The sequence below is a fragment of the Empedobacter sp. UBA7248 genome (genome assembly GCF_002472945.1).
Lineage (GTDB): Bacteria > Bacteroidota > Bacteroidia > Flavobacteriales > Weeksellaceae > Empedobacter > Empedobacter falsenii_C.
In genome coordinates, this window is the sequence record NZ_DKSU01000014.1 from 273,253 (window position 1) to 296,529 (window position 23,277).

The 23,277-nt window shown below is 32.9% G+C and carries 29 protein-coding genes; 28 read left to right on the forward strand and 1 reads right to left on the reverse strand.

What is annotated here, in order from left to right:
• The 23 genes from rpsC (at position 1) to rplQ (ending at position 11,477) form a co-directional block, all read left to right on the forward strand.
• A complete protein-coding gene (rpsC, locus tag B4A23_RS13645) occupies positions 1–723 on the forward strand; it encodes a 30S ribosomal protein S3 (RefSeq protein ID WP_286479878.1) in 723 nt (240 codons plus the stop codon).
• Positions 724–759: 36 nt separating this feature from the next.
• The gene (gene rplP, locus B4A23_RS13650; protein ID WP_038335490.1) at positions 760–1,179 is read left to right on the forward strand and encodes a 50S ribosomal protein L16; all 420 of its coding nucleotides are present in this window, start codon (positions 760–762) and stop codon (positions 1,177–1,179) included.
• A gap of 22 nt (positions 1,180–1,201) precedes the next feature.
• The gene (gene rpmC, locus B4A23_RS13655) at positions 1,202–1,390 is read left to right on the forward strand and encodes a 50S ribosomal protein L29 (protein WP_038335494.1); all 189 of its coding nucleotides are present in this window, start codon (positions 1,202–1,204) and stop codon (positions 1,388–1,390) included.
• 16 nt (positions 1,391–1,406) lie between these two features.
• Positions 1,407–1,661: a 30S ribosomal protein S17 gene (rpsQ, locus tag B4A23_RS13660; protein WP_019974197.1), complete on the forward strand. Its 255-nt coding sequence runs from the start codon at positions 1,407–1,409 to the stop codon at positions 1,659–1,661.
• 8 nt (positions 1,662–1,669) lie between these two features.
• On the forward strand, positions 1,670–2,038 hold the full coding sequence (gene rplN, locus B4A23_RS13665) for a 50S ribosomal protein L14 (protein ID WP_019974196.1): 369 nt from the start codon (positions 1,670–1,672) through the stop codon (positions 2,036–2,038).
• 9 nt (positions 2,039–2,047) lie between these two features.
• Positions 2,048–2,362 carry a 50S ribosomal protein L24 gene (gene rplX, locus B4A23_RS13670; RefSeq protein WP_038335509.1) on the forward strand — a complete coding sequence of 105 codons (315 nt, stop codon included), beginning with the start codon at positions 2,048–2,050 and terminating at the stop codon, positions 2,360–2,362.
• A gap of 1 nt (position 2,363) precedes the next feature.
• Positions 2,364–2,927 (forward strand): 50S ribosomal protein L5, encoded by a 564-nt coding sequence (gene rplE / locus B4A23_RS13675; RefSeq protein WP_038335516.1) that lies wholly within the window; start codon positions 2,364–2,366, stop codon positions 2,925–2,927.
• Between the two features lie 6 nt (positions 2,928–2,933).
• Complete coding sequence (gene rpsN, locus B4A23_RS13680) at positions 2,934–3,203, forward strand: 30S ribosomal protein S14 (RefSeq protein WP_019974193.1); 270 nt, start codon at positions 2,934–2,936, stop codon at positions 3,201–3,203.
• A 119-nt stretch (positions 3,204–3,322) separates the two neighbouring features.
• Entirely contained in the window at positions 3,323–3,919 is a 597-nt protein-coding gene (locus B4A23_RS13685; protein ID WP_291120813.1) for a hypothetical protein, read from the forward strand.
• Positions 3,920–4,167: 248 nt separating this feature from the next.
• On the forward strand, positions 4,168–4,569 hold the full coding sequence (gene rpsH / locus B4A23_RS13690) for a 30S ribosomal protein S8 (protein WP_019974187.1): 402 nt from the start codon (positions 4,168–4,170) through the stop codon (positions 4,567–4,569).
• Positions 4,570–4,591: 22 nt separating this feature from the next.
• Positions 4,592–5,137 carry a 50S ribosomal protein L6 gene (gene rplF / locus B4A23_RS13695; protein WP_180905909.1) on the forward strand — a complete coding sequence of 182 codons (546 nt, stop codon included), beginning with the start codon at positions 4,592–4,594 and terminating at the stop codon, positions 5,135–5,137.
• A gap of 13 nt (positions 5,138–5,150) precedes the next feature.
• Complete coding sequence (gene rplR, locus B4A23_RS13700; RefSeq protein WP_180905910.1) at positions 5,151–5,504, forward strand: 50S ribosomal protein L18; 354 nt, start codon at positions 5,151–5,153, stop codon at positions 5,502–5,504.
• Between the two features lie 16 nt (positions 5,505–5,520).
• The gene (rpsE, locus tag B4A23_RS13705; protein WP_114999014.1) at positions 5,521–6,042 is read left to right on the forward strand and encodes a 30S ribosomal protein S5; all 522 of its coding nucleotides are present in this window, start codon (positions 5,521–5,523) and stop codon (positions 6,040–6,042) included.
• 11 nt (positions 6,043–6,053) lie between these two features.
• Positions 6,054–6,233 (forward strand): 50S ribosomal protein L30, encoded by a 180-nt coding sequence (rpmD, locus tag B4A23_RS13710; protein WP_038335538.1) that lies wholly within the window; start codon positions 6,054–6,056, stop codon positions 6,231–6,233.
• Positions 6,234–6,263: 30 nt separating this feature from the next.
• The gene (gene rplO, locus B4A23_RS13715) at positions 6,264–6,719 is read left to right on the forward strand and encodes a 50S ribosomal protein L15 (RefSeq protein WP_114999016.1); all 456 of its coding nucleotides are present in this window, start codon (positions 6,264–6,266) and stop codon (positions 6,717–6,719) included.
• Between the two features lie 15 nt (positions 6,720–6,734).
• The gene (gene secY / locus B4A23_RS13720; RefSeq protein ID WP_038335544.1) at positions 6,735–8,105 is read left to right on the forward strand and encodes a preprotein translocase subunit SecY; all 1,371 of its coding nucleotides are present in this window, start codon (positions 6,735–6,737) and stop codon (positions 8,103–8,105) included.
• A gap of 22 nt (positions 8,106–8,127) precedes the next feature.
• Complete coding sequence (gene infA / locus B4A23_RS13725; protein WP_019974180.1) at positions 8,128–8,343, forward strand: translation initiation factor IF-1; 216 nt, start codon at positions 8,128–8,130, stop codon at positions 8,341–8,343.
• 75 nt (positions 8,344–8,418) lie between these two features.
• Complete coding sequence (gene ykgO, locus B4A23_RS13730) at positions 8,419–8,535, forward strand: type B 50S ribosomal protein L36 (protein ID WP_013598490.1); 117 nt, start codon at positions 8,419–8,421, stop codon at positions 8,533–8,535.
• A gap of 12 nt (positions 8,536–8,547) precedes the next feature.
• A complete protein-coding gene (rpsM, locus tag B4A23_RS13735; RefSeq protein ID WP_038335547.1) occupies positions 8,548–8,925 on the forward strand; it encodes a 30S ribosomal protein S13 in 378 nt (125 codons plus the stop codon).
• A gap of 11 nt (positions 8,926–8,936) precedes the next feature.
• A complete protein-coding gene (gene rpsK, locus B4A23_RS13740) occupies positions 8,937–9,326 on the forward strand; it encodes a 30S ribosomal protein S11 (protein WP_019974178.1) in 390 nt (129 codons plus the stop codon).
• A gap of 47 nt (positions 9,327–9,373) precedes the next feature.
• On the forward strand, positions 9,374–9,976 hold the full coding sequence (gene rpsD, locus B4A23_RS13745) for a 30S ribosomal protein S4 (RefSeq protein ID WP_291120816.1): 603 nt from the start codon (positions 9,374–9,376) through the stop codon (positions 9,974–9,976).
• Positions 9,977–9,998: 22 nt separating this feature from the next.
• A complete protein-coding gene (locus tag B4A23_RS13750; protein ID WP_114999020.1) occupies positions 9,999–10,991 on the forward strand; it encodes a DNA-directed RNA polymerase subunit alpha in 993 nt (330 codons plus the stop codon).
• A gap of 12 nt (positions 10,992–11,003) precedes the next feature.
• Positions 11,004–11,477: a 50S ribosomal protein L17 gene (rplQ, locus tag B4A23_RS13755; RefSeq protein WP_291120818.1), complete on the forward strand. Its 474-nt coding sequence runs from the start codon at positions 11,004–11,006 to the stop codon at positions 11,475–11,477.
• A 339-nt stretch (positions 11,478–11,816) separates the two neighbouring features.
• Here rplQ and B4A23_RS13760 read toward each other — a convergent pair whose 3' ends face one another.
• On the reverse strand, positions 11,817–14,210 hold the full coding sequence (locus B4A23_RS13760) for a TonB-dependent receptor (protein ID WP_291120821.1): 2,394 nt from the start codon (positions 14,208–14,210) through the stop codon (positions 11,817–11,819).
• A 361-nt stretch (positions 14,211–14,571) separates the two neighbouring features.
• On the opposite strand from B4A23_RS13760, the gene B4A23_RS13765 reads away from it, so the two are divergent.
• The 5 genes from B4A23_RS13765 (at position 14,572) to B4A23_RS13785 (ending at position 23,261) form a co-directional block, all read left to right on the forward strand.
• Positions 14,572–15,642, forward strand: coding sequence for a DUF6263 family protein (locus B4A23_RS13765; protein ID WP_291120823.1), 1,071 nt, complete (start codon positions 14,572–14,574; stop codon positions 15,640–15,642).
• A 1-nt stretch (position 15,643) separates the two neighbouring features.
• Positions 15,644–15,901 carry a hypothetical protein gene (locus tag B4A23_RS13770; protein ID WP_114999023.1) on the forward strand — a complete coding sequence of 86 codons (258 nt, stop codon included), beginning with the start codon at positions 15,644–15,646 and terminating at the stop codon, positions 15,899–15,901.
• Entirely contained in the window at positions 15,891–18,536 is a 2,646-nt protein-coding gene (locus B4A23_RS13775) for a YfhO family protein (RefSeq protein WP_291120825.1), read from the forward strand. The genes B4A23_RS13770 and B4A23_RS13775 overlap by 11 nt, the downstream gene beginning before the upstream one ends.
• Positions 18,537–18,543: 7 nt before the next feature.
• The gene (locus B4A23_RS13780) at positions 18,544–19,839 is read left to right on the forward strand and encodes a glycosyltransferase (protein WP_291120827.1); all 1,296 of its coding nucleotides are present in this window, start codon (positions 18,544–18,546) and stop codon (positions 19,837–19,839) included.
• Positions 19,840–19,916: 77 nt separating this feature from the next.
• The gene (locus tag B4A23_RS13785; protein ID WP_291120829.1) at positions 19,917–23,261 is read left to right on the forward strand and encodes a T9SS type B sorting domain-containing protein; all 3,345 of its coding nucleotides are present in this window, start codon (positions 19,917–19,919) and stop codon (positions 23,259–23,261) included.
• Positions 23,262–23,277 lie beyond the last annotated feature (16 nt).

Here is a 23,277-nt window from a genome sequence, read left to right on the forward strand (position 1 = left end):
ATGGGACAAAAAACTAATCCAATCGGAAATCGTTTAGGAATCATCAGAGGATGGGATTCTAACTGGTACGGTGGAAATGATTACGGTGATAAAATTGCAGAAGATGCAAAAATTCGTACTTATTTAAGAGCACGTTTGTCTAAAGCCGGAGTTTCTCGTATTTACATCGATCGTACTTTAAAATTGGTTACAGTTACTGTAACTACTGCTCGTCCAGGTATCATTATTGGTAAAGGTGGACAAGAAGTTGACAAATTAAAAGAAGAGTTAAAGAAAATCACTGGTAAAGAGGTTCAAATTAACATCTTCGAAATTAAGAGACCAGAATTAGATGCAATCTTAGTAGGGGATAGTATCGCTCGTCAAATTGAGAATCGTATTTCTTACCGTCGTGCTATTAAAATGGCAATTCAATCAGCAATGAGAATGAACGCAGAAGGAATCAAAGTTCAAATCTCTGGTCGTTTAAACGGTGCAGAGATGGCACGTTCTGAAACTTATAAAGATGGACGTATTCCTTTGTCTACATTCCGTGCAGACATTGATTACCACATTTCAGAAGCTCATACAACTTACGGTCGTTTAGGGATCAAAGTATGGATCATGAAAGGTGAGGTATATGGTAAGAGAGAATTATCTCCATTAGTTGGATTACAGAAAAAACAAAAAAAATCTGAAAACAACAGAAAAGGAGGTGAAAGATCTAATAATAGAAAGCGATAATTTAGTTTAACAACTAACATAAAGAATTAAGTAGATATGTTATCACCGAGAAGAGTAAAGTTTAGAAAAACCCAAAAAGGTAAGATGAAAGGTGTTTCTCACAGAGGAACTCAATTAGCTTACGGGACTTTCGGGATCAAATCTTTAGACGAAGCGTTTATTACAGCACGTCAAATCGAGGCAGCTCGTATTGCTGCAACTCGTTTCATGAAGAGAGAGGGTCAATTATGGATTAAAATATTTCCAGATAAACCAATTACTAAGAAACCAGCAGAGGTACGTATGGGTAAAGGTAAAGGTGCACCAGAATATTGGGTAGCTCCTGTACAACCAGGTCGTATCTTATTCGAAGTAGGAGGTGTGCCAGTAGAGGTTGCAACTGAAGCATTGCGTTTAGCAGCTCAGAAGTTACCTGTTAAGACTAAGTTTATCGTTGCACGTGATTTCCAAAATTAATAATTTCAAAAATTAAGAAAAAATGAAAGCAGCAGATATTAGAAATCTAAGTGTTGAGGAGTTACAAGCTAAAATAGCTGAAGAACAAGCGAACTACGATCAATTAAAATTGACAAACGCTGTTTCTCCTGTAGCAAATCCAATCGGTATTAGAGACTTACGCAGAACAATTGCTCGTTTGAATACCGTGTTAAACGAAAAACAATCATAACAGTAATCTGTAACTGATGGAAAGAAAATTAAGAAAAGAAAGAGTAGGTTTAGTTACATCAAACAAAATGGAAAAAACCATTGTTGTAGCTGAAACTAAGAAGCAAAAGCACCCATTCTATGGGAAATTCGTTTTAAAAACGAAGAAATATACAGCGCACGACGAAAATAACGAGTGTAACGAAGGTGACACAGTGCGTATCATGGAGACTCGTCCTTTGTCTAAAAACAAAAGATGGAGATTAGTAGAAATCATTGAAAGAGCTAAATAAGATAAGTTATGTTACAACAAGAATCTAGATTAAAAGTTGCAGATAACACAGGAGCTCGTGAAGCATTAGTAATCCGCGTTTTAGGTGGTACTAAAAGAAGATACGCATCAGTAGGTGACAAAATCGTAGTTGCGATCAAAGAAGCTACACCTTCAGGAAACGTTAAAAAAGGTGCTGTATCAAAAGCTGTTGTAGTTAGAACTAAAAAAGAAGTTCGTAGAAAAGACGGTTCATATATCCGTTTCGACGATAATGCATGTGTATTATTGAACACTCAAGGAGAAATGCGTGGTACTCGTGTATTCGGTCCAGTTGCTCGTGAGTTACGTGATAAAGAATATATGAAAATTGTATCATTAGCCCCAGAGGTATTATAATAGAACAACATGGCAAAGTTAAAAATTAAAAAAGGAGACAAAGTAGTCGTTTTATCAGGATCTAACAAAGGTCAAACTGGTACTGTGTTACGCGTATTCCCTGACAAAGCTAAAGCTATCGTTGAAGGGGTTAATATTGCAAAAAAACGTGTAAAGCCAAGCGCACAAAATCCACAAGGTGGAGTTGTTGAAAAAGAAGCTCAAATCTATTTATGTAAATTGGCTTTAGTAGATCCAGAAACTGGGAAAGCAACGAAAGTAGCGATCAAAGAAGAAGGAGGGAAAAAAGTAAGAATTGCTAAAAAATCAGGAAAAGCTATCTAAGATGAGTACAACAACATACACACCTCGTCCGCAGGTTAAATATAAAGAAGAGATTGTAGCTGCTCTTAAAGAAGAGTTCGGATACAAATCTATTATGCAAGTTCCTAAATTAGAGAAAATTGTTTTATCTCAAGGTTTAGGTGCTGCTACAGCTGACAAAAAAATCGTTGATTACGCTATCGAAGAGTTAGAATTAATCACTGGTCAAAAAGCAGTAGGAACAATTTCTAAGAAAGATGAAGCAGCTTTCAAATTACGTAAAGGAATGCCAATTGGGGCTAAAGTAACTTTACGTGGTGAGAAAATGTACGAATTCTTAGACCGTTTAGTATCTGCAGCTTTACCACGTGTACGTGATTTTAGCGGTATTTCTTCTACAGGTTTCGACGGTAGAGGTAACTATAACTTAGGTATCAAAGAGCAAATTATCTTCCCAGAAATTAATATTGATAAAATCAAGAAAATTCAAGGTTTAGATATTACCTTTGTAACTTCAGCGAACACAGATAAAGAAGCAAAAGCTTTATTATCTAAATTCGGATTACCATTTACTAAAGAAAAATAAGAAGTCATGGCTAAAGAATCAATGAAAGCGCGTGAGCGCAAAAGAGAAGCATTAGTTGCTAAATATGCTGCGAAACGTCAAGCTTTATTAGAAGCTGGTGACTACGAAGCATTACAAAAATTACCTAAAAACGCTTCTCCTGTACGTTTACACAACCGTTGTAAATTAACAGGTCGTCCAAGAGGATACATGAGAACTTTCGGGATCTCTCGTGTAACTTTCCGCGAAATGGCGAACGAAGGGTTAATCCCAGGTGTTAAAAAAGCGTCTTGGTAATTTACCAATAGCTTTAGAAATATTAAATCCTTACTCTTTATTGAGTAAGGATTTTTTTTTGTGTATTAATACATGCTTTATCTATATTTACACAACATATTATCAGACTAAATATATTTATGGGACCACTATTTGTCATCCTATTTCATTTAATTTTCATCTTTATTGTAGCAAGTATTTTAGCTTTTGTATTTACAATATTTAGTGCATTCTCTAAGAATCGGAAGAAACGAAAAATTGTATTTGCTCTTTTATCGCCTTTTGTATTTTGTTATAGTCTCTATTTTTTTGCACTTATAGGTAGCGGAATTGTTTCGGCAATCAAAGATGTTGATGTGGGAATTGGAGATTATTGGTCTGTTCCACTTAATGATAATGTAAAATTAAGTTTTATAGATTCTTCTGACAATTGTTTCTTGGAAACTGATCAGGAACAATTACCAAATGTTGAAGAAATTCAGCAAATCAAAAATGACTATTATATCAAAACAAGCGATAATAGTTATTTACTCAAAAATGATTCGGATGATTTTATTGAAACAATTATTCCCTCAGAAGTTAAACTATTGGATAGTTGGGATTTCTATTTTAAAAAGAAGTTTGAAGTTGCCGGAAGCTTATTAATATTCTTTGGAATCATTTCCTTGGCTTTATCTTGTTTTGTCATCTATTTATTAAAAATGATTGTGATTGGACGTAACGTTTCCAAATCATAATTTTAGATGATTATTTCTAAATTGATTTTAAAAATGAGTTTTGAATAAATTTTTTATCAAATGAATTTCAATAATAACTCATCAAACAAGCTTTTTGACTACGGCTTAGCGCTTTAAAAATAAATTATTTAGATTAATAGTTTGTAATTAAAAAATATGCAATATATTTGCAACCCAAATGCATAGTGCATTTTGGTAAAAGTTTAATTTTAAAAGTAGTGCTTACGCGCTATACTATAGAATTATTTATGTATACAGATCCAATTTCAGATTTTCTAACTCGCGTTAGAAATGCAATGATGGCAGGACACAAAGTAGTGGAAATCCCTGCATCTAAAATTAAAAAAGAGATCACTAAGATCTTATTTGAACAAGGTTACATCTTGAACTACAAATTCGAAGGACAAGATCAACCTCAAGGAACAATCAAAATCGCTTTAAAGTACGACAAAGTTACTAAAGAGCCAGCTATCCGTAAAATCAAAAGAGCTTCAACTCCAGGTTTACGTCAATACGCAGGATCTAAAGAATTACCTCGTGTATTAAACGGTTTAGGTGTTGCTATCATCTCAACTTCTAAAGGTGTGATGACAGACAAACAAGCTCGTCAAGAGAATGTAGGTGGTGAAGTTTTATGTTTTGTTTATTAATCTTTTAAAAAATTAAGAAATTATGTCAAGAATAGGACACGCACATATCAACATCCCTGCTGCAGCAACTGTTGAATTTAAAGATAACGTAGTTACTGTAAAAGGTAGCAACATTACAATGACAAGAGAGTTAAAAGAAGGATTTGATGTAACAATCGAAGACGGAGTTTTAACTGTAGTTCGTCCAAACGATTCTAAAGATAACAAAGCTTTACATGGTTTATACCGTTCATTAATCAATAACATGATTACTGGTGTAACAGAAGGTTTCAAAAAACAATTAGAATTAGTTGGTGTTGGTTATAGAGCATCTAACAACGGACAAAAATTAGATTTGTCATTAGGTTTCTCTCACAATATCGTTATTGAATTACCTACAGAAATTAAAGTTGAAACTTTAACAGAAAAAGGTAAAAACCCTATTATTACATTATCATCTCATGATAATCAATTATTAGGAATGATCGTAGCGAAAATTCGTTCTTATCGTAAGCCAGAGCCTTACAAAGGAAAAGGAATTAAATACGTAGGAGAAATTATTAGAAGAAAAGCAGGTAAATCTGCATAAAAATCATTGAAAAATGGCATTATCTAAAGTAGAAAAAAGACAAAAAATAAAAAGACGCGTGCGTCGAAATATTTTTGGAACAGAAACTAAACCTCGTTTATCAGTTTACCGTTCTAACAAAGAAATTTACGCTCAAATTATTGACGATAACAATGGAGTAACTTTAGCTTCTGCATCATCTCGTGAAAAAGGTGTTGCTGTAGAAGGTACAAAATCTGAAGTTTCTGCATCAGTTGGTAAAGCATTAGCTGCTAAAGCTGTTGCAAAAGGAATTGAAACTGTAGTTTTTGATCGTAACGGTTTCGTGTATCATGGTAGAATCAAAGCTTTAGCTGAAGGAGCTAGAGAAGGTGGATTAAAATTCTAAAAAAGAGAAAGAAATTATGTTAGGATTTAAAAACGTAGAAAGAGTAAAACCAACAGGTTTAGATTTAAAAGATCGTTTAGTTGGAGTACAACGTGTTACTAAAGTAACAAAAGGAGGTAGAGCATTTGGTTTCTCTGCAATCGTAGTAGTAGGTGACGGAAACGGAGTAGTAGGTTACGGATTAGGGAAATCTAAAGACGTAGCTTCTGCAATCGCTAAAGCTATCGAAGATGCTAAGAAAAACTTAGTACGTATCCCATTATTTAACAACACAATTCCTCACGAACAAGAAGCTCGTTTCGGTGGTGCGCAAGTATTCATCCGTCCAGCATCTAAAGGTACAGGGGTAATTGCAGGTGGTACAGTACGAGCGGTATTAGAATCAGTTGGTGTACATGATGTATTATCAAAATCAAAAGGTTCTTCTAACCCTCACAACGCAGTAAAAGCTACATTCCGTGCTTTATTAAGCTTACGTTCTGTAGAAACTATTGCTCGTCAAAGAGGTATTTCTGTAACTAAAGTATTCAACGGTTAAAAAAAAGTAAAATGAGCAAAGTAAGAGTAAAACAAACACGTAGTGCAATCAACCGTGATAAATCTCAAAAAGCTACATTAGTTGCTTTAGGTTTGAAAAAGTTGAATCAAGTTGTTGAGCACGAATCAACTCCTCAAATTGAAGGAATGATCCGTAAAATCTCACACTTAGTAGTAGTAGAAAGAGCTTAATCGCTTTTAACCTTTTAAAAATTATTAAAAATGAATTTAAGTAATTTAAAACCAGCTGCTGGTTCAGTACAAAATAAATTCCGTAAAGGTAGAGGTGAAGGTAGTGGAAACGGTTTGACAGCAGGTCGTGGACACAAAGGTGCTAAATCTCGTTCTGGTTATTCAAGAAAAATCGGTTTCGAAGGTGGACAAATGCCTTTACAAAGACGTTTACCTAAATTTGGTTTCAAAAACATCAACAGAGTTGAGTACACTGGAATCAATTTAGATACAATTCAACAATTAGTTGATAACAACAAAATTACAGATACTTTAAACAAAGAAACATTAGTTCAGTTAGGATTAGCTCACAAAAATGACTTAGTGAAAATTTTAGGTCGTGGAGAGTTAAAAGCAACTGTTAATGTTACTGCTGATAAATTCACTCAAACAGCTCAAGAAGCTATTGTGAATGCAGGAGGTAAAGTAGAATTAGTTAACGCTTAAGAATATATTTTATAGATGAAAGGGTTTATACAGACCATAAAAAATATCTGGAGCATAAAAGAATTGAAGGATAAGTTACTTGTAACTATCCTTCTATTGTTGGTTTATAGATTCGGTTCTCATATTCCACTTCCAGGTGTCGATATTAACGAGGTTAATCGTTTTGTTGCAGACCAAGAAAATGCAAATTCAGGAATTTTAGGATTATTAAACTCTTTTACCGGAGGTTCTTTTAAGAGAGCTTCCGTATTTGCGTTAGGAATTATGCCTTATATCTCTGCTTCGATTGTTATACAATTGATGGGATTAGCAGTACCTTACATCCAAAAACTACAAAAAGAAGGAGAAAGCGGACGTAACAAAGTAAATCAAATTACGAGATGGTTAACAATCGGGATTTGTTTGGTGCAAGCACCAGCATACCTTACATTGGTAACTTCTCAAATTTTACCTTACGATCCCACTTCATCATATGCTATCTATGTAATTCCTCCAACCAACTTTTGGTTCTGGTTCCCTTCAACAATCATTTTGATTACAGGGACAATCTTTGCCATGTGGATGGGAGAAAAAATTACTGACAAAGGTATAGGTAACGGTATTTCAATCTTAATTATGGTTGGTATCCTAGCCGACTTACCAAAAGCAATATTTAATGCATTTGAAGTAGACCCTTCAAACGGTATTTTCTTCTTGATAGAAATGTTAGGGTTAATCCTAGTTATTGCAATGTGTATTATGATTGTTGCAGCGGTGCGTAAAGTACCAGTACAATATGTAAGAAGAGCGCAAACTTCAAGTAGCTCATATATGAGATCGGTTACAGACTCTGTACGCTCATATATTCCACTTAAAGTAAATGCAGCAGGTGTAATGCCTATTATCTTCGCACAAGCAATTATGTTTTTACCAGGAACATTGGCAAACTATTTCCTAGACGAAGGAAGTCCAGTAAAAGCATTCTTCGCGAAAATGGCAGATCCATTTACGTGGGAATACAATTTGATCTTCGGATTACTAATTATTATCTTCACCTATTTCTATACTGCGATCACAATCCCAGTAAACCAAATGGCAGAAGACTTAAAACGTAACGGAGGAATCATCCCTGGAATCCGTCCTGGAAAAGAAACTGCAAATTTTTTAGACGAAATTTTATCAAAAATTACGTTACCTGGAGCAATTTTACTAACTTTGCTTGCTGTTTTGCCAGCGATTGTAAAATTATTAGGTGTAGAACAGAGCTTAGCAATGTTCTTTGGAGGTACATCAATGTTAATTATGGTGGGAGTTATCTTAGATACTGTACAACAAATTAATACATATTTATTAAATCACCGTTACGATGGTTTAATGTCTTCAGGTAGAACTTCAAGAGATATCTAATAAGATTTTATTAAAAAGATTTATGGCTAAACAAAAACATATTGAACAAGACGGTACGATTACAGAAGCATTATCAAATGCAATGTTCCGTGTCGAATTAGAAAATGGACATGTTGTAACATGTAACATATCTGGTAAAATGCGTATGCACTATATCAAATTATTACCAGGTGATAGAGTTAAAATAGAGATGTCTCCTTACGATTTAACGAAAGGTAGAATATCTTACAGATACTAAAAGAAATAATAACGACTGGTGATAGAGTTAATGTATATACGTTAACTCTATCGGATTATAAATAAATTTACAAAGATGAAAATTAGAGCATCCATTAAAAAGAGAAGTGCTGACTGTAAAATTGTGCGTCGTAAAGGACGTTTGTATGTGATCAACAAAAAGAATCCTAAGTTTAAACAAAGACAAGGTTAATTATTTAGAATTATGGCAAGAATTTCAGGTGTAGATTTACCTAAAAACAAAAGAGGGGTAATCGGACTTACATACATTTACGGGATCGGAAGAAGCAGTGCTTCTAAAATCTTAGCTGAAAATAACATTTCAGAAGATACAAAAGTTAGCGAATGGACTGATGAAGAAATCAACGCAATCCGTGCATCGATCAATGAAACTTTCAAAGTAGAAGGTGAATTAAGATCAGAAATCCAATTAAACATCAAACGTTTAATGGATATCGGATGTCAAAGAGGTATTCGTCACAGATTAGGTTTACCATTACGTGGTCAAAGAACAAAAAATAACTCACGTACAAGAAAAGGTAAAAAGAAAACAGTTGCTAACAAGAAAAAAGCCACTAAATAATAAATAGGATCATGGCAAAAAATCAGAAAGTAGTAAAGAAAAGAAAAGTAGTTATTGAAGCTACTGGACAAGCTCATATTCAAGCATCGTTTAACAACGTTATCGTTACTTTAACTAACAAAAACGGTGAAGTTATCTCTTGGTCTTCAGCAGGTAAAATGGGATTCCGTGGATCTAAAAAGAACACTCCTTACGCTGCTCAAGTAGCTGCTCAAGATGCAACTACAGTTGCATACGAAGCAGGATTAAGAAGAGTAAAAGTATTCGTGAAAGGACCAGGTCAAGGTCGTGAATCTGCTATTAGAACAATTCATAACGGTGGTATCGAGGTTTCTGAAATCGTTGATGTTACTCCATTACCACACAATGGATGTCGTCCACCTAAAAAGAGAAGAGTATAATCATTTTTCTCAATTTAATTATTTAATATATTTAATAGTAACAAATCATGGCAAGATATACAGGACCAAAAACTAAAATTGCAAGAAAATTTGGACAACCAATTTTCGGTGACGATAAATCTTTTGAGAAAAAGAAATATCCTCCAGGGCAACACGGACCTAACAAAAGAAGAGCTAAAAAATCAGAATACGCTATTCAGTTAACTGAAAAACAAAAAGCAAAATATACTTACGGTATTTTAGAGCGTCAATTTGCTAACTTATACAAAAAAGCAAATGCTTCTAAAGGAATTACAGGTGAAGTATTATTACAATTATGTGAATCTCGTTTAGATAACGTAGTTTACCGTTTAGGTATCGCAAACTCACGTAGTGCTGCACGTCAATTAGTATCTCACAAACACGTAACTGTAAACGGAGAAGTCGTGAACATCCCTTCTTACCAATTAAAAGCTGGTGATGTAATCGCTGTTAGAGAAAAATCTAAATCTTTAACTGCAATCACAAACTCTTTACACGCACGTAGCGAGTACGATTGGTTAATTTGGAACGACGAACAAAAATCAGGAACTTTCACAAAAGCTCCAGAAAGAGTTCAAATTCCAGAAGATATTAAAGAGCAATTAATCGTCGAGTTATATTCTAAATAAACCTTAAAATCAGACTAATAAAATGACTATTTTAAATTTCATCAAACCTGACAAAGTAATCTTAGTAGAGTCTGACTCTAAATTCGGACAATTCGAGTTCCGTCCATTAGAACCAGGATACGGGATTACAGTTGGAAATGCTCTACGTAGAGTGTTACTTTCTTCATTAGAAGGATATGCGATCACTTCAATTAAAATTGAAGGAGTTGAGCACGAATTTTCAACTATTCCAGGAGTAGTGGAAGATGTTACAGAGATCATTTTAAATCTGAAAAAGGTTCGTTTTAAGAAACAAATTGATGAATCAGATGCTGAAACTGTAACTGCTACTATCTCAGGGCAAGATCAATTAACAGCAGGTGATTTAGGGAAATTTATTTCTGGATTCCAAGTTTTAAACCCTGAATTAGTTATCGCTAACTTAGACGCTAAAGTAAACGTAACAATTACATTTACAATCGAAAAAGGTAGAGGATACGTACCAGCTGATGAGAATAAAAAGGCTTCTGCGCCAATCGGTACTATAGCAATTGACTCAATTTACACTCCAATTAAGAATGTAAAATACGCAATTGAAAACTATCGTGTAGAACAAAAAACTGACTACGAAAAATTAGTTTTTGAAATTACAACAGATGGTTCTATAACACCTCAAGATGCTTTAACTGAAGCAGCTAAAATCTTAATTCACCACTTTATGTTATTCTCAGATGAGAGAATTACATTAGAAGCGGAAGAAGTTGCATCTGGTGAAACTTATGATGAAGAAGCATTACATATGCGCCAATTATTGAAAACAAAATTGGTAGATATGGATTTATCAGTAAGAGCATTAAATTGTTTAAAAGCAGCTGAAGTTGAAACATTAGGCGAATTAGTTTCTTTCGCTAAGTCTGACTTAATGAAATTCAGAAACTTTGGTAAGAAATCTCTTACAGAGTTAGAAGAATTGGTGGACAGCAAAGGTCTTAACTTTGGAATGGACATCGCAAAATATAAGTTAGACGTAGAATAATTTTATTAAAAAATGAGACACGGAAAAAAATTTAACCATTTAGGTAGAACTGCCTCTCATAGAAGAGCTTTATTATCTAATTTAGCTATAGCGTTGATTACTCACAAGAGAATTAACACAACAGTAGCAAAGGCTAAAGCATTACAAACATATGTTGAGCCTTTATTGACAAAGTCTAAAACAGACGATACTAACAACCGTCGCGTTGTATTTTCATACTTACAAGATAAAGAAGCTGTAACTGAATTATTCAGAACTGTAGCTCCTAAAATTGCAAATCGTCCAGGAGGATACACTCGTATCATCAAAACTGGATTCCGTTTAGGTGACGGTGCTGATACTGCAATGATCGAGTTAGTAGATTTCAATGATATCTACACTAACGCGAAAGTAGAGAAAAAAGCAACTACACGTCGTAGTAAAAAAAGTACTAAAACAGAAGAAGCTGCACCAGCTGCTGAAACTGAAAGTATAGAAGAAGCATAATCTATTCGATTATATAGTAAAAAGCCTCCCAAATTGGGAGGCTTTTTTGTGGATTTTATCTTACAAGATTATTTATTTTGAATAGCTCATTTAGCTTGAAAATACGTTTATTATTCACTCAAGCTACTTTCTACATTATTAGTTGATTTATTTTGAATAATATTTTTATGTATTGATAAATTAGAGTTTCTCTTGTCACTCTAAACTCGTTTCAGAATATCATTTTCTTGAGAGGATGATGGGTGTTTTGTTTTCAGTTTGTCTTTCCGGGCTTGTCGAGGATCTATAAAAAAAAGCCACTCCGAAGAGTGGCTTTGATATTTGTCCGTTTTAAGTTGATTAAAACTTATATCTTAATGTAGTCATCAATTGTCTTGGAGCAATTGGGTTTACACTATAATTTTCGTGAACATTGTAATTCAACTCATTTGTAATATTAGATAATCTACATAATAATGAGAAGTTTTTCCATTTGTAGCCAGCCGATACATCAATCGTTGTGTAAGCTGATAATGGAATTTCTCTATCCAAAATTCCATTTGGTTGAGAAGGATCAATTTGGTTATTCCAACCTCCAATACGTTTACCAATATAGTTTGCGAGCGCACCGATAGAAAAGCCTTTCAATGCTCCATTTTGCAATGTGTAATGAAAACTTAAGTTTGCAGTATTTGCAGGAGTTCTTGTTAATCGATCACCTTCTACAAAACTACCTTTCAAACCAGATGTTTTTGTATAGCGCATATCATTGTAGCTATATCCAGCCATAATATTCAATCCAATAATTGGATGTGCAGTTACATCAACTTCGATTCCTTTACTTTTTGTAGCGCCACTAAGCACTTTTATTGTTGAATCTGTGTTTGGAGTTCCATCAGCTTTAAATTCTGCTGTTTGAGCTAAATTATTATTTTTGATTTGATACAAAGTAACATTTGTAGATAACAATCCTCTAAAGAAATCATTTTTGATACCAACTTCATATTGATCGATAATTGATGGTTTGATTGCTTTTAAATCTACTGTTGTACCAGAGTTTGGTGTGAATGAATTTGAGTAACTAGCAAAAATCGCCATATCTTTGATTGGTTGAAAAACGATACCAACTTTTGGCGAAAATGCTTCATCAACACGTTTTCCATCTTTTTTTACATCAACGGGAGTTTTCGTTAAATCTCTTGTCGTCACTTGAGCTTCTTGCCAAGACCAACGCAAACCAGCCAATACTTTTAATTGATCAGTCAAAGAAATTAAATCTTGAAAATAAACTCCAAAACGTCCTGTTTTAGTTGAGGCTATTTTTGTGTTTTTTGCCATTGGAATTGCGCCTCCTTGATCAAAATTTTCAAAGTCAAATATATTTCCACTTCCATAATTCTTTTGATCAAATACATAAGTGAAAGCTTTACTACTAGAATAATCAAAATCAACACCTGTTAATAACTGATGTTTTATTTTTCCTGTATTGAAATTTCCTTGTAAATTAAGTTGCTCACCGTACAATTGTTCTTGGTTTTTGTTTTGACCTAATGGTCTTGACCAATTTCCTTTTGCATCTGGTTGAATACGTTCCGTTCCTTTTGATTCTCTATCATATTGTTGAAAAGAGCTATTGAAATTAAGCTGCCAATCTTTGTTGAAATTATGCTTAACCAAAGCACTTGTACTGGCTTGTTTCGTTTTACCATTAGACCAAGTTGCGCCTAAATACATACTTCTAGGTAAATCAACAATTTCTTTTCCAATAATTGCCGTTCCAAAATCTGGCGTCCAATCATCATTTAAATAATCTGCTTGCAAAACAAGTTCAGTTTTATCTGTAATTTTGAATAAAAAAGATGGGTTAACATAAAAACGTTCTCTTTTTACATCATTTCTAAAACTCTCAGAATTTTCGTAAGATCCAGTAAAACGATACGCAATACTATTATTGATTGGTCCATAAATATCTAAAGATGGTTTGTAAAAAGCATTACTTCCCGCTTGCATACTGATTTCTCCACCAAAATTAAACTTTGGTTTTTTTGTAACCATATTCAAAATTCCACCTGGTGCAACATTACCATAAAGTAAAGCCGCTCCACCTTTCAAAACTTCAACTCTTTCTAAAGATGAAACTTCTGGAATTGACCCATTATTGAATCTGAATCCATTTTTGAACATGTTATTGCTCGACATATCATAACCTCGTGACCAAAATGATTCTTGAGCCGCTCCACGCGCAGAACCAACATAAACACCATTGACGTTTTTCACAACATCACTCAGTTTTATTGATTGTTGTTGTTCTATAACTTGATTGTCAATAATCTGGAAACTTTGCGGTAAATCAATTCCTTTTACATTCAAACCAGATAAAATACTTTCTTGTTTTTTATTCGGAGATTCAACTATTTTAATGACAACTTCGCTAAGTGTAGTAATGTTTTCGTTCAATGTAAATGAAATTTCGCTTACTTCATTTGTGTGAACTTCAATAGATTTTGTTTGTTTTTTTAGTCCTTCCCCTTCTAAAGTTATAGAATGTTGACCCTCTGGAAATTTCTCGAAACGAAATTCTCCATTTTCATCTGTAATTGTAGTATTTGTGGATTTCCCAATTTTGATTGTAATTCCGGCAACTGGATATCCGTCAGATGAAACAATTTTTCCTTCTACGATTCCGTAGTTTTGCGCAAATGTGCAAATAGAAGTTAGCAGAAAAAGTAACAGTAGTTTTAATTTAATTTTCATTCTATATTTTATTTAGATTAGATAAAAATAATTTCGACAAATGTAAACTTTTGAAAGAATTATTCAAACTTATTTAGATTAATTAACAATAGTATTTAATTAGTTTAAAATCAAGTGTATATGTATTTTTAATTTATTTGAAAATTTATTTTTTTGTTTGAATGATTTGTTTTTTGATAAAATGAGTCAGATTATTTGTCAAATTGTTAATAAAATCTAAATTTTCTTAAACTAAGATTCTTTTCATTTATCTAATTTTCTAGATATGATTGTTTTAAAATCTTAATGTTAAAAAATCAACTAAAATCCTTATTTTTGGATTGATTTTGGCAATAAACCAATTATCAAACATAAAATTGATATGAAAAAATTACTATTCATGATGGCTGTCGCAATGGCAGTTGTTTCATGTAAAAAAGATGATAAAGTCGTAGGAAAAGATAAAGACGGAAAAGAATTAATTGTGAACGAAAAAGGCGATACAGTTGCCAAAACGGAAACAACAGATTCTTTGAAAGTCGCTGAAAAGCCTGCTGAGCCAGAAGTTGTAGCAATAACAAAAGGTGCAGATGACAAATATGCATACAAATACAATTTAGAGATAGGAAAGACTTATCCAATGACGTTGGGAATTAAAACAACTCACACGGCTTCGGATGGGAAACAATCTCAGAAAATGTCAAGCGAAAGTAAAAAACAAATTGATTATACGGTAAAAGATTTCAAAGATGGTGTGTATACATTAGAAGTGAAATCTAAACAATATAGCGAGAAAATGACAGATCCATCTGGAAAATCAATTTCGTATGATACAAATGCTGCGAAACCTGCGAACAAAGATATTGCGGTTTCTTGGTCGATTTACAAAGCGATGACAGGGAAAACGTATACAATGAAAGTTGATCAGAAAGGAAAAGTTGTAAGCGTTGATGGATTAGAAGGAATCAAAACTTCAATTCTTAATTCTGTGAAGAAACAAGTTTCTGCAGAAGAGTTCAAATTCTTTACGCAGATTATTGATAATTCATTAAACAAACAAGCAATTTCTTCTCAATTTGAAGAAACAATGAATATTTTCCCTAACAAAACTTTAGCGCTTAAAGAATCTTGGAGCGATAGTCAAAAAATTGACCAAGGTCCAATGAAAGGAAATATTTCAATGAAGAGAACTTTAGCAAGTGTTGAGCCTGCAAATACGACAATTACTGTAAATGGAACGCAAAGTTTGAAAGGTAATGAGTCGCAACAAGGTGTTACAATGTCTGCGAATAGTAGTGCGAATGTAGATGGAAAAATTTTGTTGGATACTAAATCTGGTTGGATCAACAAAGTTAATTTAACGAAAAAGGAAACATTAAAACGTACAGTGGAAGCGCAAGGTCAAAAACAAACGATGACTGAGTCGGTTACAACTGTCACAACAGTTAACTAAAATGAAAACAATTCTTTGGGTTCTAGTTTTAAGTATTATTTTCTTAACTATTTTTAGATTTTTAAGAAAAGTATTTGCTGTAAAAAAAGTTTTTCAAGAAGCAATTAATCAGCAAAGAAACGCTTATAATGAGAGCCAAAACTCAAATGATTCGTACAACGAATCGAAACCAAACACATCTTTCGACAAACCGAAATATAATATAGACGCCGAAACGGTGGATTACGAAATAATCGAAGAAAAAAAGGATGAAAAATAAAAAGAATTTACTCTACGTTCTTATCTCATTGCTGCTTTTTGCAGTGATTGCATTGGTGTATTGTTCACCAGTTTTATCGGGAAAATCTGTTATTCAGCCTGATATTATCAACTACAAAGGTAGTGCGCAAGAAATGTTAACGTATCAAGAGAAAACAGGCGAAAATGTCTATTGGTCTGATGCGATGTTTGGTGGAATGCCAACCTATCAAACTGGTGCGAAATATAGTTTTGATATCATCAAAACCATTGATGGCGCATTCAGATTTTTACCGCGTCCAGCAGATTACATTTTCTTGTTATTTACAGGATTTTTTATACTTGGCTTAACGCTTTTCAAAAAGTGGCAATACGCTTTAGTCGGTGCAATTTTCTTTGCATTTGGTTCGTATTATTTCGAATTAATTGCAGCCGGACATAACGGAAAATTACATACAATTGGGTATTTCGCGCCTTTGGTTGCCGGAATTCTTCTATTGTATCGCAAAAAATACATTGCAGGTTTTGTACTTACAACCTTGTTTATGGGATTGCAATTACAAGCCAATCACATCCAAATGACGTTCTATTTGTTTTTGGCGATGTTGGTTTTTGCAATCGTTCAATTTATTGATAGTTTAAAGAAAAAAGAATTACCAGATTTCTTAAAATCATCTGCATTAGTAGTTGTCGCTGTAATTATTGCAGCAGGATTGAATGCAAATCGATTATTGTCAACTTACGAATACAGTAAAGAAACGACGCGTGGAAAGTCTGAAATGACGTTGTTGAAAAAGAATTCGAATGGATTAGATCACGATTATATCACACAATGGAGTTATGGAAAATTAGAAACATTAAATCTTTTTATTCCAAATATGATGGGTGGTGGTTCGCAAACGAATCCAGAAGATTTAAAGAATTATACATCCGAATTACAAAATACACAGTATAGCCTTGGTGAAGATGAGTTCAATCAGCAGGTTTTTCAAGCTGTGGCAAGTCAGCCTAGAAGTGCGTATTGGGGAGATCAGCCAGGAACTTCTGGACCCGCTTATCAGGGAGCTGTAGTTGTTTTCTTGTTTATTATCGGAATGTTTATGGTGCGTGGAAAATACGCAACCTATAAAAAATGGTTAGTTGGAGCAACGATTTTAAGTTTCATTTTGGCTTGGGGTAAAAATTTACCTTTCGTTACCAACTTATTCATCGACTATTTCCCGATGTACGATAAATTCCGTGCCGTATCATCAATCTTGGTGATTGCCGAATTTACAATGCCTTTCTTAGCAATTTTGACATTGTATTATTTCTTTAATTCTGACGAATCAGATGAATTCAAAAAGAAAGTGCTTTATATAGCTGGTGGTTCAACAATCGGAATTCTAATTATATTCTTCTTATTCGGTGGAATAATTTTTCCATTTACGTCAGAGAATGAAAAATTAATGACCGAACAATTAATCGGACAAATTCAGCAAGCAAATCCAAATGCAATCGGACTTTGGGATGGATTAATTAAACGATTAGATGAAGCATTAATTCAAGATAGAATTGCAATGTTTAAAGCGGATACAGTTCGCACATTGATTTTTGTTTTATTCACAATGGCTTTGTTGTTGGCATATTTATTCAAGTTTATCAAAAAACAAATTATCGTTATTTTAGCGATTGGTGCGTTGGCTTTTATTGATGGATTTACGGTGAATAAAAGATATTTGAACGAAGATAATTTTGTATCTAAATACATTGTTGACAATCCTTTCCCAACAGAAATGTCGCCGCGTTTGCAAACTGAAGCAGAGAACAACAATAATGTAGCGCAAATTGCTTACAAAGTTCCGTTGAATAACTTATTATCAAATATTTCAAAACAAGATAAATCACATTTCCGTGTATACAACACAGTTTTGAGTACATTTAATGAAGCTGGAACTTCATATTTTGTTCCTTCAATTGGTGGTTATCATGCAGCGAAATTAGGAAAATACCAAGATGTTGTGGATATCTATTTTTCGCAAGATCCGCAATTGAAAAAATACGGAATCAAAGATGAAACAGGTTTGATTAATGTATTGAATATGATGAATACGAAATACATTATTCATGGAAGTCCAACTGAGCCGCAAGTACAGCAAAATCCTACAGCTTTGGGAAGTGCTTGGTTAGCATCGAATATTAAGTGGACAGAAAATGCAAATGATGAAATTTTAGCGATAAATTCTACACCAATTGATCATACAGTTATTTTACGTAAAGATTTGGTTGAGAATAAAAACTTGAATGTTTCGGCAGATGCTAATGCAAAGATTGAATTGGTTGATTATTCACCAATGAAAATGACGTACAAATCTTCTTCTAACACAGATCAAATTGCTGTTTTCTCAGAAGTTTATTATCCACACGGATGGACTGCAACGGTTGATGGAAAAGAAGTTCCGATCGAAAAAGCGAATTATGTTTTGCGTGCAGTTCCTGTGCAAAAAGGAAATCACACAATCGTGATGGAGTTTAAACCACAAGTTATTTCTACTGGAAATATGATTGTGATTGTTTCAAATATTTTACTTTTAATCGTTGTGGCTGGAGGAATTTATTTGGGATATAAAAAATGTTCTACAAAAGAGAATTTAAACTTAGCCGCTGAAAAGGCTTAATTTTAGAATGAAAAAAATATTAATCATCACCTATTACTGGCCTCCTGCGGGAGGTCCTGGTGTTCAAAGATGGTTGAAATTCACAAAATATCTTCCTGAATTTGGATATGAAACCTACGTTTATATTCCAGAAAATCCTTCTTATCCAATTCTCGACGAAACCTTAACTAAGGATATTAATCCAAAAGTTAAAATCGTCAAGAATAAAATTTGGGAACCTTATCAGTTGGCAGAAAAACTGAATCCAAAAAATAAAGCTTACAAAGGAGGACATTTCGAGAAGAAAGAAAATCAATCTTTCATGTCGAGATTGTCTGTTTTTGTGCGAGGAAATTTCTTTATTCCAGATGCGCGCAAGTTTTGGGTAAATCCTTCTGCGGAATATTTAAAAGACTTTTTACAGAAAGAAAATATTGATACGATTGTAACTTCTGGTCCGCCTCATAGTTTACACTTAATTGGCTTGAAGTTGAAAAAACAAATGCCAAATCTCAAATGGTTAGCCGATTTTCGTGATCCATGGACTCAAATTAGTTATCATAAAGAATTGAAATTAACTTCTTGGGCTGCAAAAAAACACGAAGATTTAGAGCGTGAAGTGATGCAAAAAGCAGATGTTATTTTAGCAACAAGTTATGCTGATGGAGAAAATTTCAAGAAGATTGGTGCGAAACATGTAGAAGTAATTACAAATGGTTTTGAAGAAGTAAAACAACAAACAGAAAAAGATCAAAATCACTTTCATTTGACGTATTCTGGAGGTTTGGAAATGCTTCGAAATCCAATCGCTTTGTGGAAAGCTTTAGCTGAAATTGGCAACGAAAATCAATCGTTTCGAGAAGATTTTAAACTTAATTTTTATGGTTCTTTGGCTGATGATGTCAAACAAACAATTCTTGAACAAGGGTTACAAAATAACTTAATTGTTCACGGGTATGTTTCGCATCAAGAGTCGTTAAATGCTATTAATTCTGCAAATATTCTGTTGTTAACAAATTTTGATAATGTTGCTTCGAAAGGAATTATTCCAGGGAAATTATTTGAATATATGGCAACTGGAAATCCAATTTTAGCGGTTGGTCCAGCAGATGCTGATGTCGAAAAAATACTTCAAAAAACAAAAGCGGGCGATTATTTTTCTCATCAACAAGTCAATGAAATTAAAACATACATTCTTTCGATTTACAATCAATGGTTGAAAAATCCCAGCCAAAAATTTGAAACTAAAGAATCCGAAGTTCAACAATTCAACCGCAAAAACTTAACGAAGAAATTGGTTGAAGTGGTGAGAGGATTATCATAATAAAAAGTTATGTTTTAACAATATATAGTAAATATTTCTGTTTAAGGATTATATTTGATTAAATCGAAAAATAATTCATGAAGAAGTATTTACTTATTTTATTTTTATTTCTTAATATCATCCAATCATTTGCACAACTTGATACAAAACATTGGTTTGCACCAATGATGGATAGAACAGGAAATCCATATCCAAGCCAAAGAATATATTTATCTACGAATAAAACAACGCCTTTTGAAGTTAAAATCTATAACAATAATTTGGTTGTAGGTAATGTAACAATAAGTAAAGGAAATCCAGGTTATTTTGTTATCCCGAGAAATTTGATAATTACTTCGGATGTTGCTGATTTATATAAACCCGTTAAAATGGGATTGTATTTAGAAGCAGATTACGCGTACTTTGCAAATCTTAGATTTTCTGTTGCGAATCATGCAGAAATTATCACGTCTAAAGGTAGAGCAGGAATAGGAGATTTGTTTTATACAGTTATGGCTCCTATAACGACGTACAATGATATTTTGAACTTTATGACAAGTGTTTTAGCTACAGAGGATAACACTGTTGTGAAAATTTCGAAATTCAATCCTAATGTAATTTTTAGTGATGGAGTAAAAAGGAGTGAATTCAATATTACTTTGAATAAAGGTGAATCCTATATTATTGAAGGTGGTGGAAATTATCAAGTGAATTATGAAGGTTTTATTGGTGCTAAAATTGAATCAGACAAACCTATATCAGTAACAAATGGTAATTTTAATGGACAATATGCTGGTGATTTTCCTAATAGTTCAGATATTTTAATGGATCAAAATGTTCCAGTTCAACAATTGGGAAAAGATTTCGTATTAGTTAAAGGAAATGGAGCTGTTGGTAAAAATATGGAAGGAGCAATAGTGGTTGCGACTAAAGATAATACAGAGATTTATGTCAATAATGAATCAGTTCCATTAGCTACTATAAATGAAGGTGAGTATTTTGTAGTTAAAGATTACAAATATATTAATCAAGGGAAAGATCATTATAATTTATTTATTCAAACAACTGAGAAAGCCTATGTTTATCAATTATTAGCTGGATCAGAAAATGCATCAACAGAAGCAACAGGCGGAATGAATTTTATTCCAGCACTTAATTGTTTTCTACCAAAATCAATTGATGAAATAGGTTTGATTGATGAAAATCCAATTCTTTACACGAATAATAATCAAGGAGGAATAACTAAAATACCTACAAAACTTAATTTGATTACTGAAAAAGGAGCTGTAGTTACTGTAAATGGTTCAGTTCCCAATTCAAATTATGGTCCTTTTAATTTGACAGGTACTACAGATTGGGTGACATATGGTATACCTAATGTCAAAGGAAATATTACGATCAAATCAGATAAAGCAATTACAGGAGGAATTACAGCTGGAAGTGATGCTGCAGGATATGGTGGTTTTTTTGCTGGATTACCAACGAAACCAAAAATTGTAGCAGAAGGATGTTTTCCTGATGTAACGCTCACAGTCACTCCAGATATATACGAAACATATCAATGGTTTGAAGATGGGATTACTATTCCAGGAGCAACCGAGGTAACTTTTAAACCAACAAGATTAGGAAATTATTCAGTAGAAGTTACAATAGGTACTTGTCCGCCATTAAAAGACGAATATAAATTAAGAACTTGTCCTGATGAATCAGAATTAGAATTTGAAACATGTGGAGTTGCTCCAATTCATATTACTCCAAAATTTACAAAATCTGCCCAAACGATTAATTTCAATGAAACCAAGATAGTAGAAAATCCTTCAAAAGGAGTAGTTGCAATTAACACTGTAAAAGGTATTATTACTTATACGCCAAATAAAGGGCAAAAAGGTTATGATGAATTTAAATATATAATTTACGGATCTGATAAATTTGAGGATAGTGAGATTGTAACCGTTAAAATTTTGATTAATGAACTTTTTGTTAATGATGCTACGGTATTTGCATGTAATGTAAATGATAAAGGTATTTTTGATTTATCTGATGCAAATGTCACTTCCCATCCAGATGTTACAAAAAATTATTATCCTACGAAAGAAGATGCAGAAAATGAAGTGAATGAAATAATAGATTTTGAGCATTATGAATCTACAATTAAGAAAGTTTATGTAGCTGTCAAAAATAAAACAGGATGTAAAGAAATTGCCGAAATACAATTAGAGTTTTTTCCTTTTCCACAGATTGATTTAACTAAATATCAAACTACATATTGTGGAAGCAAAATGAATATTAATCTTGATGAAATTATTCGACAAATTTTTTCTAACCGAGAATTATTTACAGTAAAATATTATTTAAATGATCAAGATGCTTTAGACGGGAATACGAATACAATTTCATCTCAAAATATATTTACAGCTGATACAAAAGTGTACGTAAGGATTGAAACATTGAAAGGTTGTCAACCAGAAATTATTACATTAGAATTTAAATTCGGTGAAAAAGTAAAACTTAATCAAGAAGTTTTAGATGTAGATGTTTGTGATGACGATTTTGATGGAGTTTATACATTCAATTTGAATGACTATCTTTTAGTAAATTTTGTTAATGATTATAATTATGATTATAAGTTTTTTGAAACCTTCGATGACGCTGAGAATAACATAAATTCAATTAATTCTAATCAAGTTGTAAATAGAAATAAAACTTTTTATGTGAGATTTGAAAAGGAAGGTTTATGTTTTTCTATTGCTGTTATTAATACTTTTGTATCTGTTCCAGAATACTCGGCAATGCTAAAAGATGTGAAAATATGTCCTAATACCAAAGCTATTTTAGATGCAGGAAATAATTATTTAGATTATAAATGGAGTACAGGTGAAACAACACAGACAATTGAGGTTGGATTGGGAGATTATTGGGTAGAACTTCTTTCAAAAGAGGGATGTCCATATGTTCACAATGTTAATGTTTCTCATTTTCAATTACCAAATATCATGATGATAAAAACTGTCAATGGACGTGCAGAAATCATTGTAGAAGGAGGAGCACCACCATATAAATACTCATTAAATGGTGTAGATTGGCAAAGTTCGAATGTCTTTGAACCTTTAAAAGAAGGGAATTATACTGTTTATGTAATTTCGGCTGATAATTGTACTCCAGTAACAAAAGATTTTTTAGTAAACTTAATTCCTAATTTTATTTCGCCTAATAATGATGGTTATAATGATAGTTGGAGAGCACAATTTTTAGGTTACAAAAATGTGATTGTTCAAATCTTTAATCGATACGGAGCAATTATAAAAGATGAGGTTGTGAATGACGAATATATTTGGGATGGTAAAAAGAATGGTTTTACAGTTCCTTCTGATAGTTATTGGTACAGAATAAAATTGAATGATAAAGAAATTATTACAGGTTATATAACCGTTAAAAATAAATAATTTTTTTTGAAGTAAA

Bases quoted from the DNA above. Each gene is read 5' to 3' on its own strand.
- rpsC (WP_286479878.1), top strand. From the start codon at position 1: ATGGGACAAAAAACTAATCCAATCGGAAATCGTTTAGGAATCATCAGA.
- rplP (WP_038335490.1), top strand. From the start codon at position 760: ATGTTATCACCGAGAAGAGTAAAGTTTAGAAAAACCCAAAAAGGTAAG.
- rpmC (WP_038335494.1), top strand. From the start codon at position 1,202: ATGAAAGCAGCAGATATTAGAAATCTAAGTGTTGAGGAGTTACAAGCT.
- rpsQ (WP_019974197.1), top strand. From the start codon at position 1,407: ATGGAAAGAAAATTAAGAAAAGAAAGAGTAGGTTTAGTTACATCAAAC.
- rplN (WP_019974196.1), top strand. From the start codon at position 1,670: ATGTTACAACAAGAATCTAGATTAAAAGTTGCAGATAACACAGGAGCT.
- rplX (WP_038335509.1), top strand. From the start codon at position 2,048: ATGGCAAAGTTAAAAATTAAAAAAGGAGACAAAGTAGTCGTTTTATCA.
- rplE (WP_038335516.1), top strand. From the start codon at position 2,364: ATGAGTACAACAACATACACACCTCGTCCGCAGGTTAAATATAAAGAA.
- rpsN (WP_019974193.1), top strand. From the start codon at position 2,934: ATGGCTAAAGAATCAATGAAAGCGCGTGAGCGCAAAAGAGAAGCATTA.
- B4A23_RS13685 (WP_291120813.1), top strand. From the start codon at position 3,323: ATGGGACCACTATTTGTCATCCTATTTCATTTAATTTTCATCTTTATT.
- rpsH (WP_019974187.1), top strand. From the start codon at position 4,168: ATGTATACAGATCCAATTTCAGATTTTCTAACTCGCGTTAGAAATGCA.
- rplF (WP_180905909.1), top strand. From the start codon at position 4,592: ATGTCAAGAATAGGACACGCACATATCAACATCCCTGCTGCAGCAACT.
- rplR (WP_180905910.1), top strand. From the start codon at position 5,151: ATGGCATTATCTAAAGTAGAAAAAAGACAAAAAATAAAAAGACGCGTG.
- rpsE (WP_114999014.1), top strand. From the start codon at position 5,521: ATGTTAGGATTTAAAAACGTAGAAAGAGTAAAACCAACAGGTTTAGAT.
- rpmD (WP_038335538.1), top strand. From the start codon at position 6,054: ATGAGCAAAGTAAGAGTAAAACAAACACGTAGTGCAATCAACCGTGAT.
- rplO (WP_114999016.1), top strand. From the start codon at position 6,264: ATGAATTTAAGTAATTTAAAACCAGCTGCTGGTTCAGTACAAAATAAA.
- secY (WP_038335544.1), top strand. From the start codon at position 6,735: ATGAAAGGGTTTATACAGACCATAAAAAATATCTGGAGCATAAAAGAA.
- infA (WP_019974180.1), top strand. From the start codon at position 8,128: ATGGCTAAACAAAAACATATTGAACAAGACGGTACGATTACAGAAGCA.
- ykgO (WP_013598490.1), top strand. From the start codon at position 8,419: ATGAAAATTAGAGCATCCATTAAAAAGAGAAGTGCTGACTGTAAAATT.
- rpsM (WP_038335547.1), top strand. From the start codon at position 8,548: ATGGCAAGAATTTCAGGTGTAGATTTACCTAAAAACAAAAGAGGGGTA.
- rpsK (WP_019974178.1), top strand. From the start codon at position 8,937: ATGGCAAAAAATCAGAAAGTAGTAAAGAAAAGAAAAGTAGTTATTGAA.
- rpsD (WP_291120816.1), top strand. From the start codon at position 9,374: ATGGCAAGATATACAGGACCAAAAACTAAAATTGCAAGAAAATTTGGA.
- B4A23_RS13750 (WP_114999020.1), top strand. From the start codon at position 9,999: ATGACTATTTTAAATTTCATCAAACCTGACAAAGTAATCTTAGTAGAG.
- rplQ (WP_291120818.1), top strand. From the start codon at position 11,004: ATGAGACACGGAAAAAAATTTAACCATTTAGGTAGAACTGCCTCTCAT.
- B4A23_RS13760 (WP_291120821.1), bottom strand. From the start codon at position 14,210: ATGAAAATTAAATTAAAACTACTGTTACTTTTTCTGCTAACTTCTATT.
- B4A23_RS13765 (WP_291120823.1), top strand. From the start codon at position 14,572: ATGAAAAAATTACTATTCATGATGGCTGTCGCAATGGCAGTTGTTTCA.
- B4A23_RS13770 (WP_114999023.1), top strand. From the start codon at position 15,644: ATGAAAACAATTCTTTGGGTTCTAGTTTTAAGTATTATTTTCTTAACT.
- B4A23_RS13775 (WP_291120825.1), top strand. From the start codon at position 15,891: ATGAAAAATAAAAAGAATTTACTCTACGTTCTTATCTCATTGCTGCTT.
- B4A23_RS13780 (WP_291120827.1), top strand. From the start codon at position 18,544: ATGAAAAAAATATTAATCATCACCTATTACTGGCCTCCTGCGGGAGGT.
- B4A23_RS13785 (WP_291120829.1), top strand. From the start codon at position 19,917: ATGAAGAAGTATTTACTTATTTTATTTTTATTTCTTAATATCATCCAA.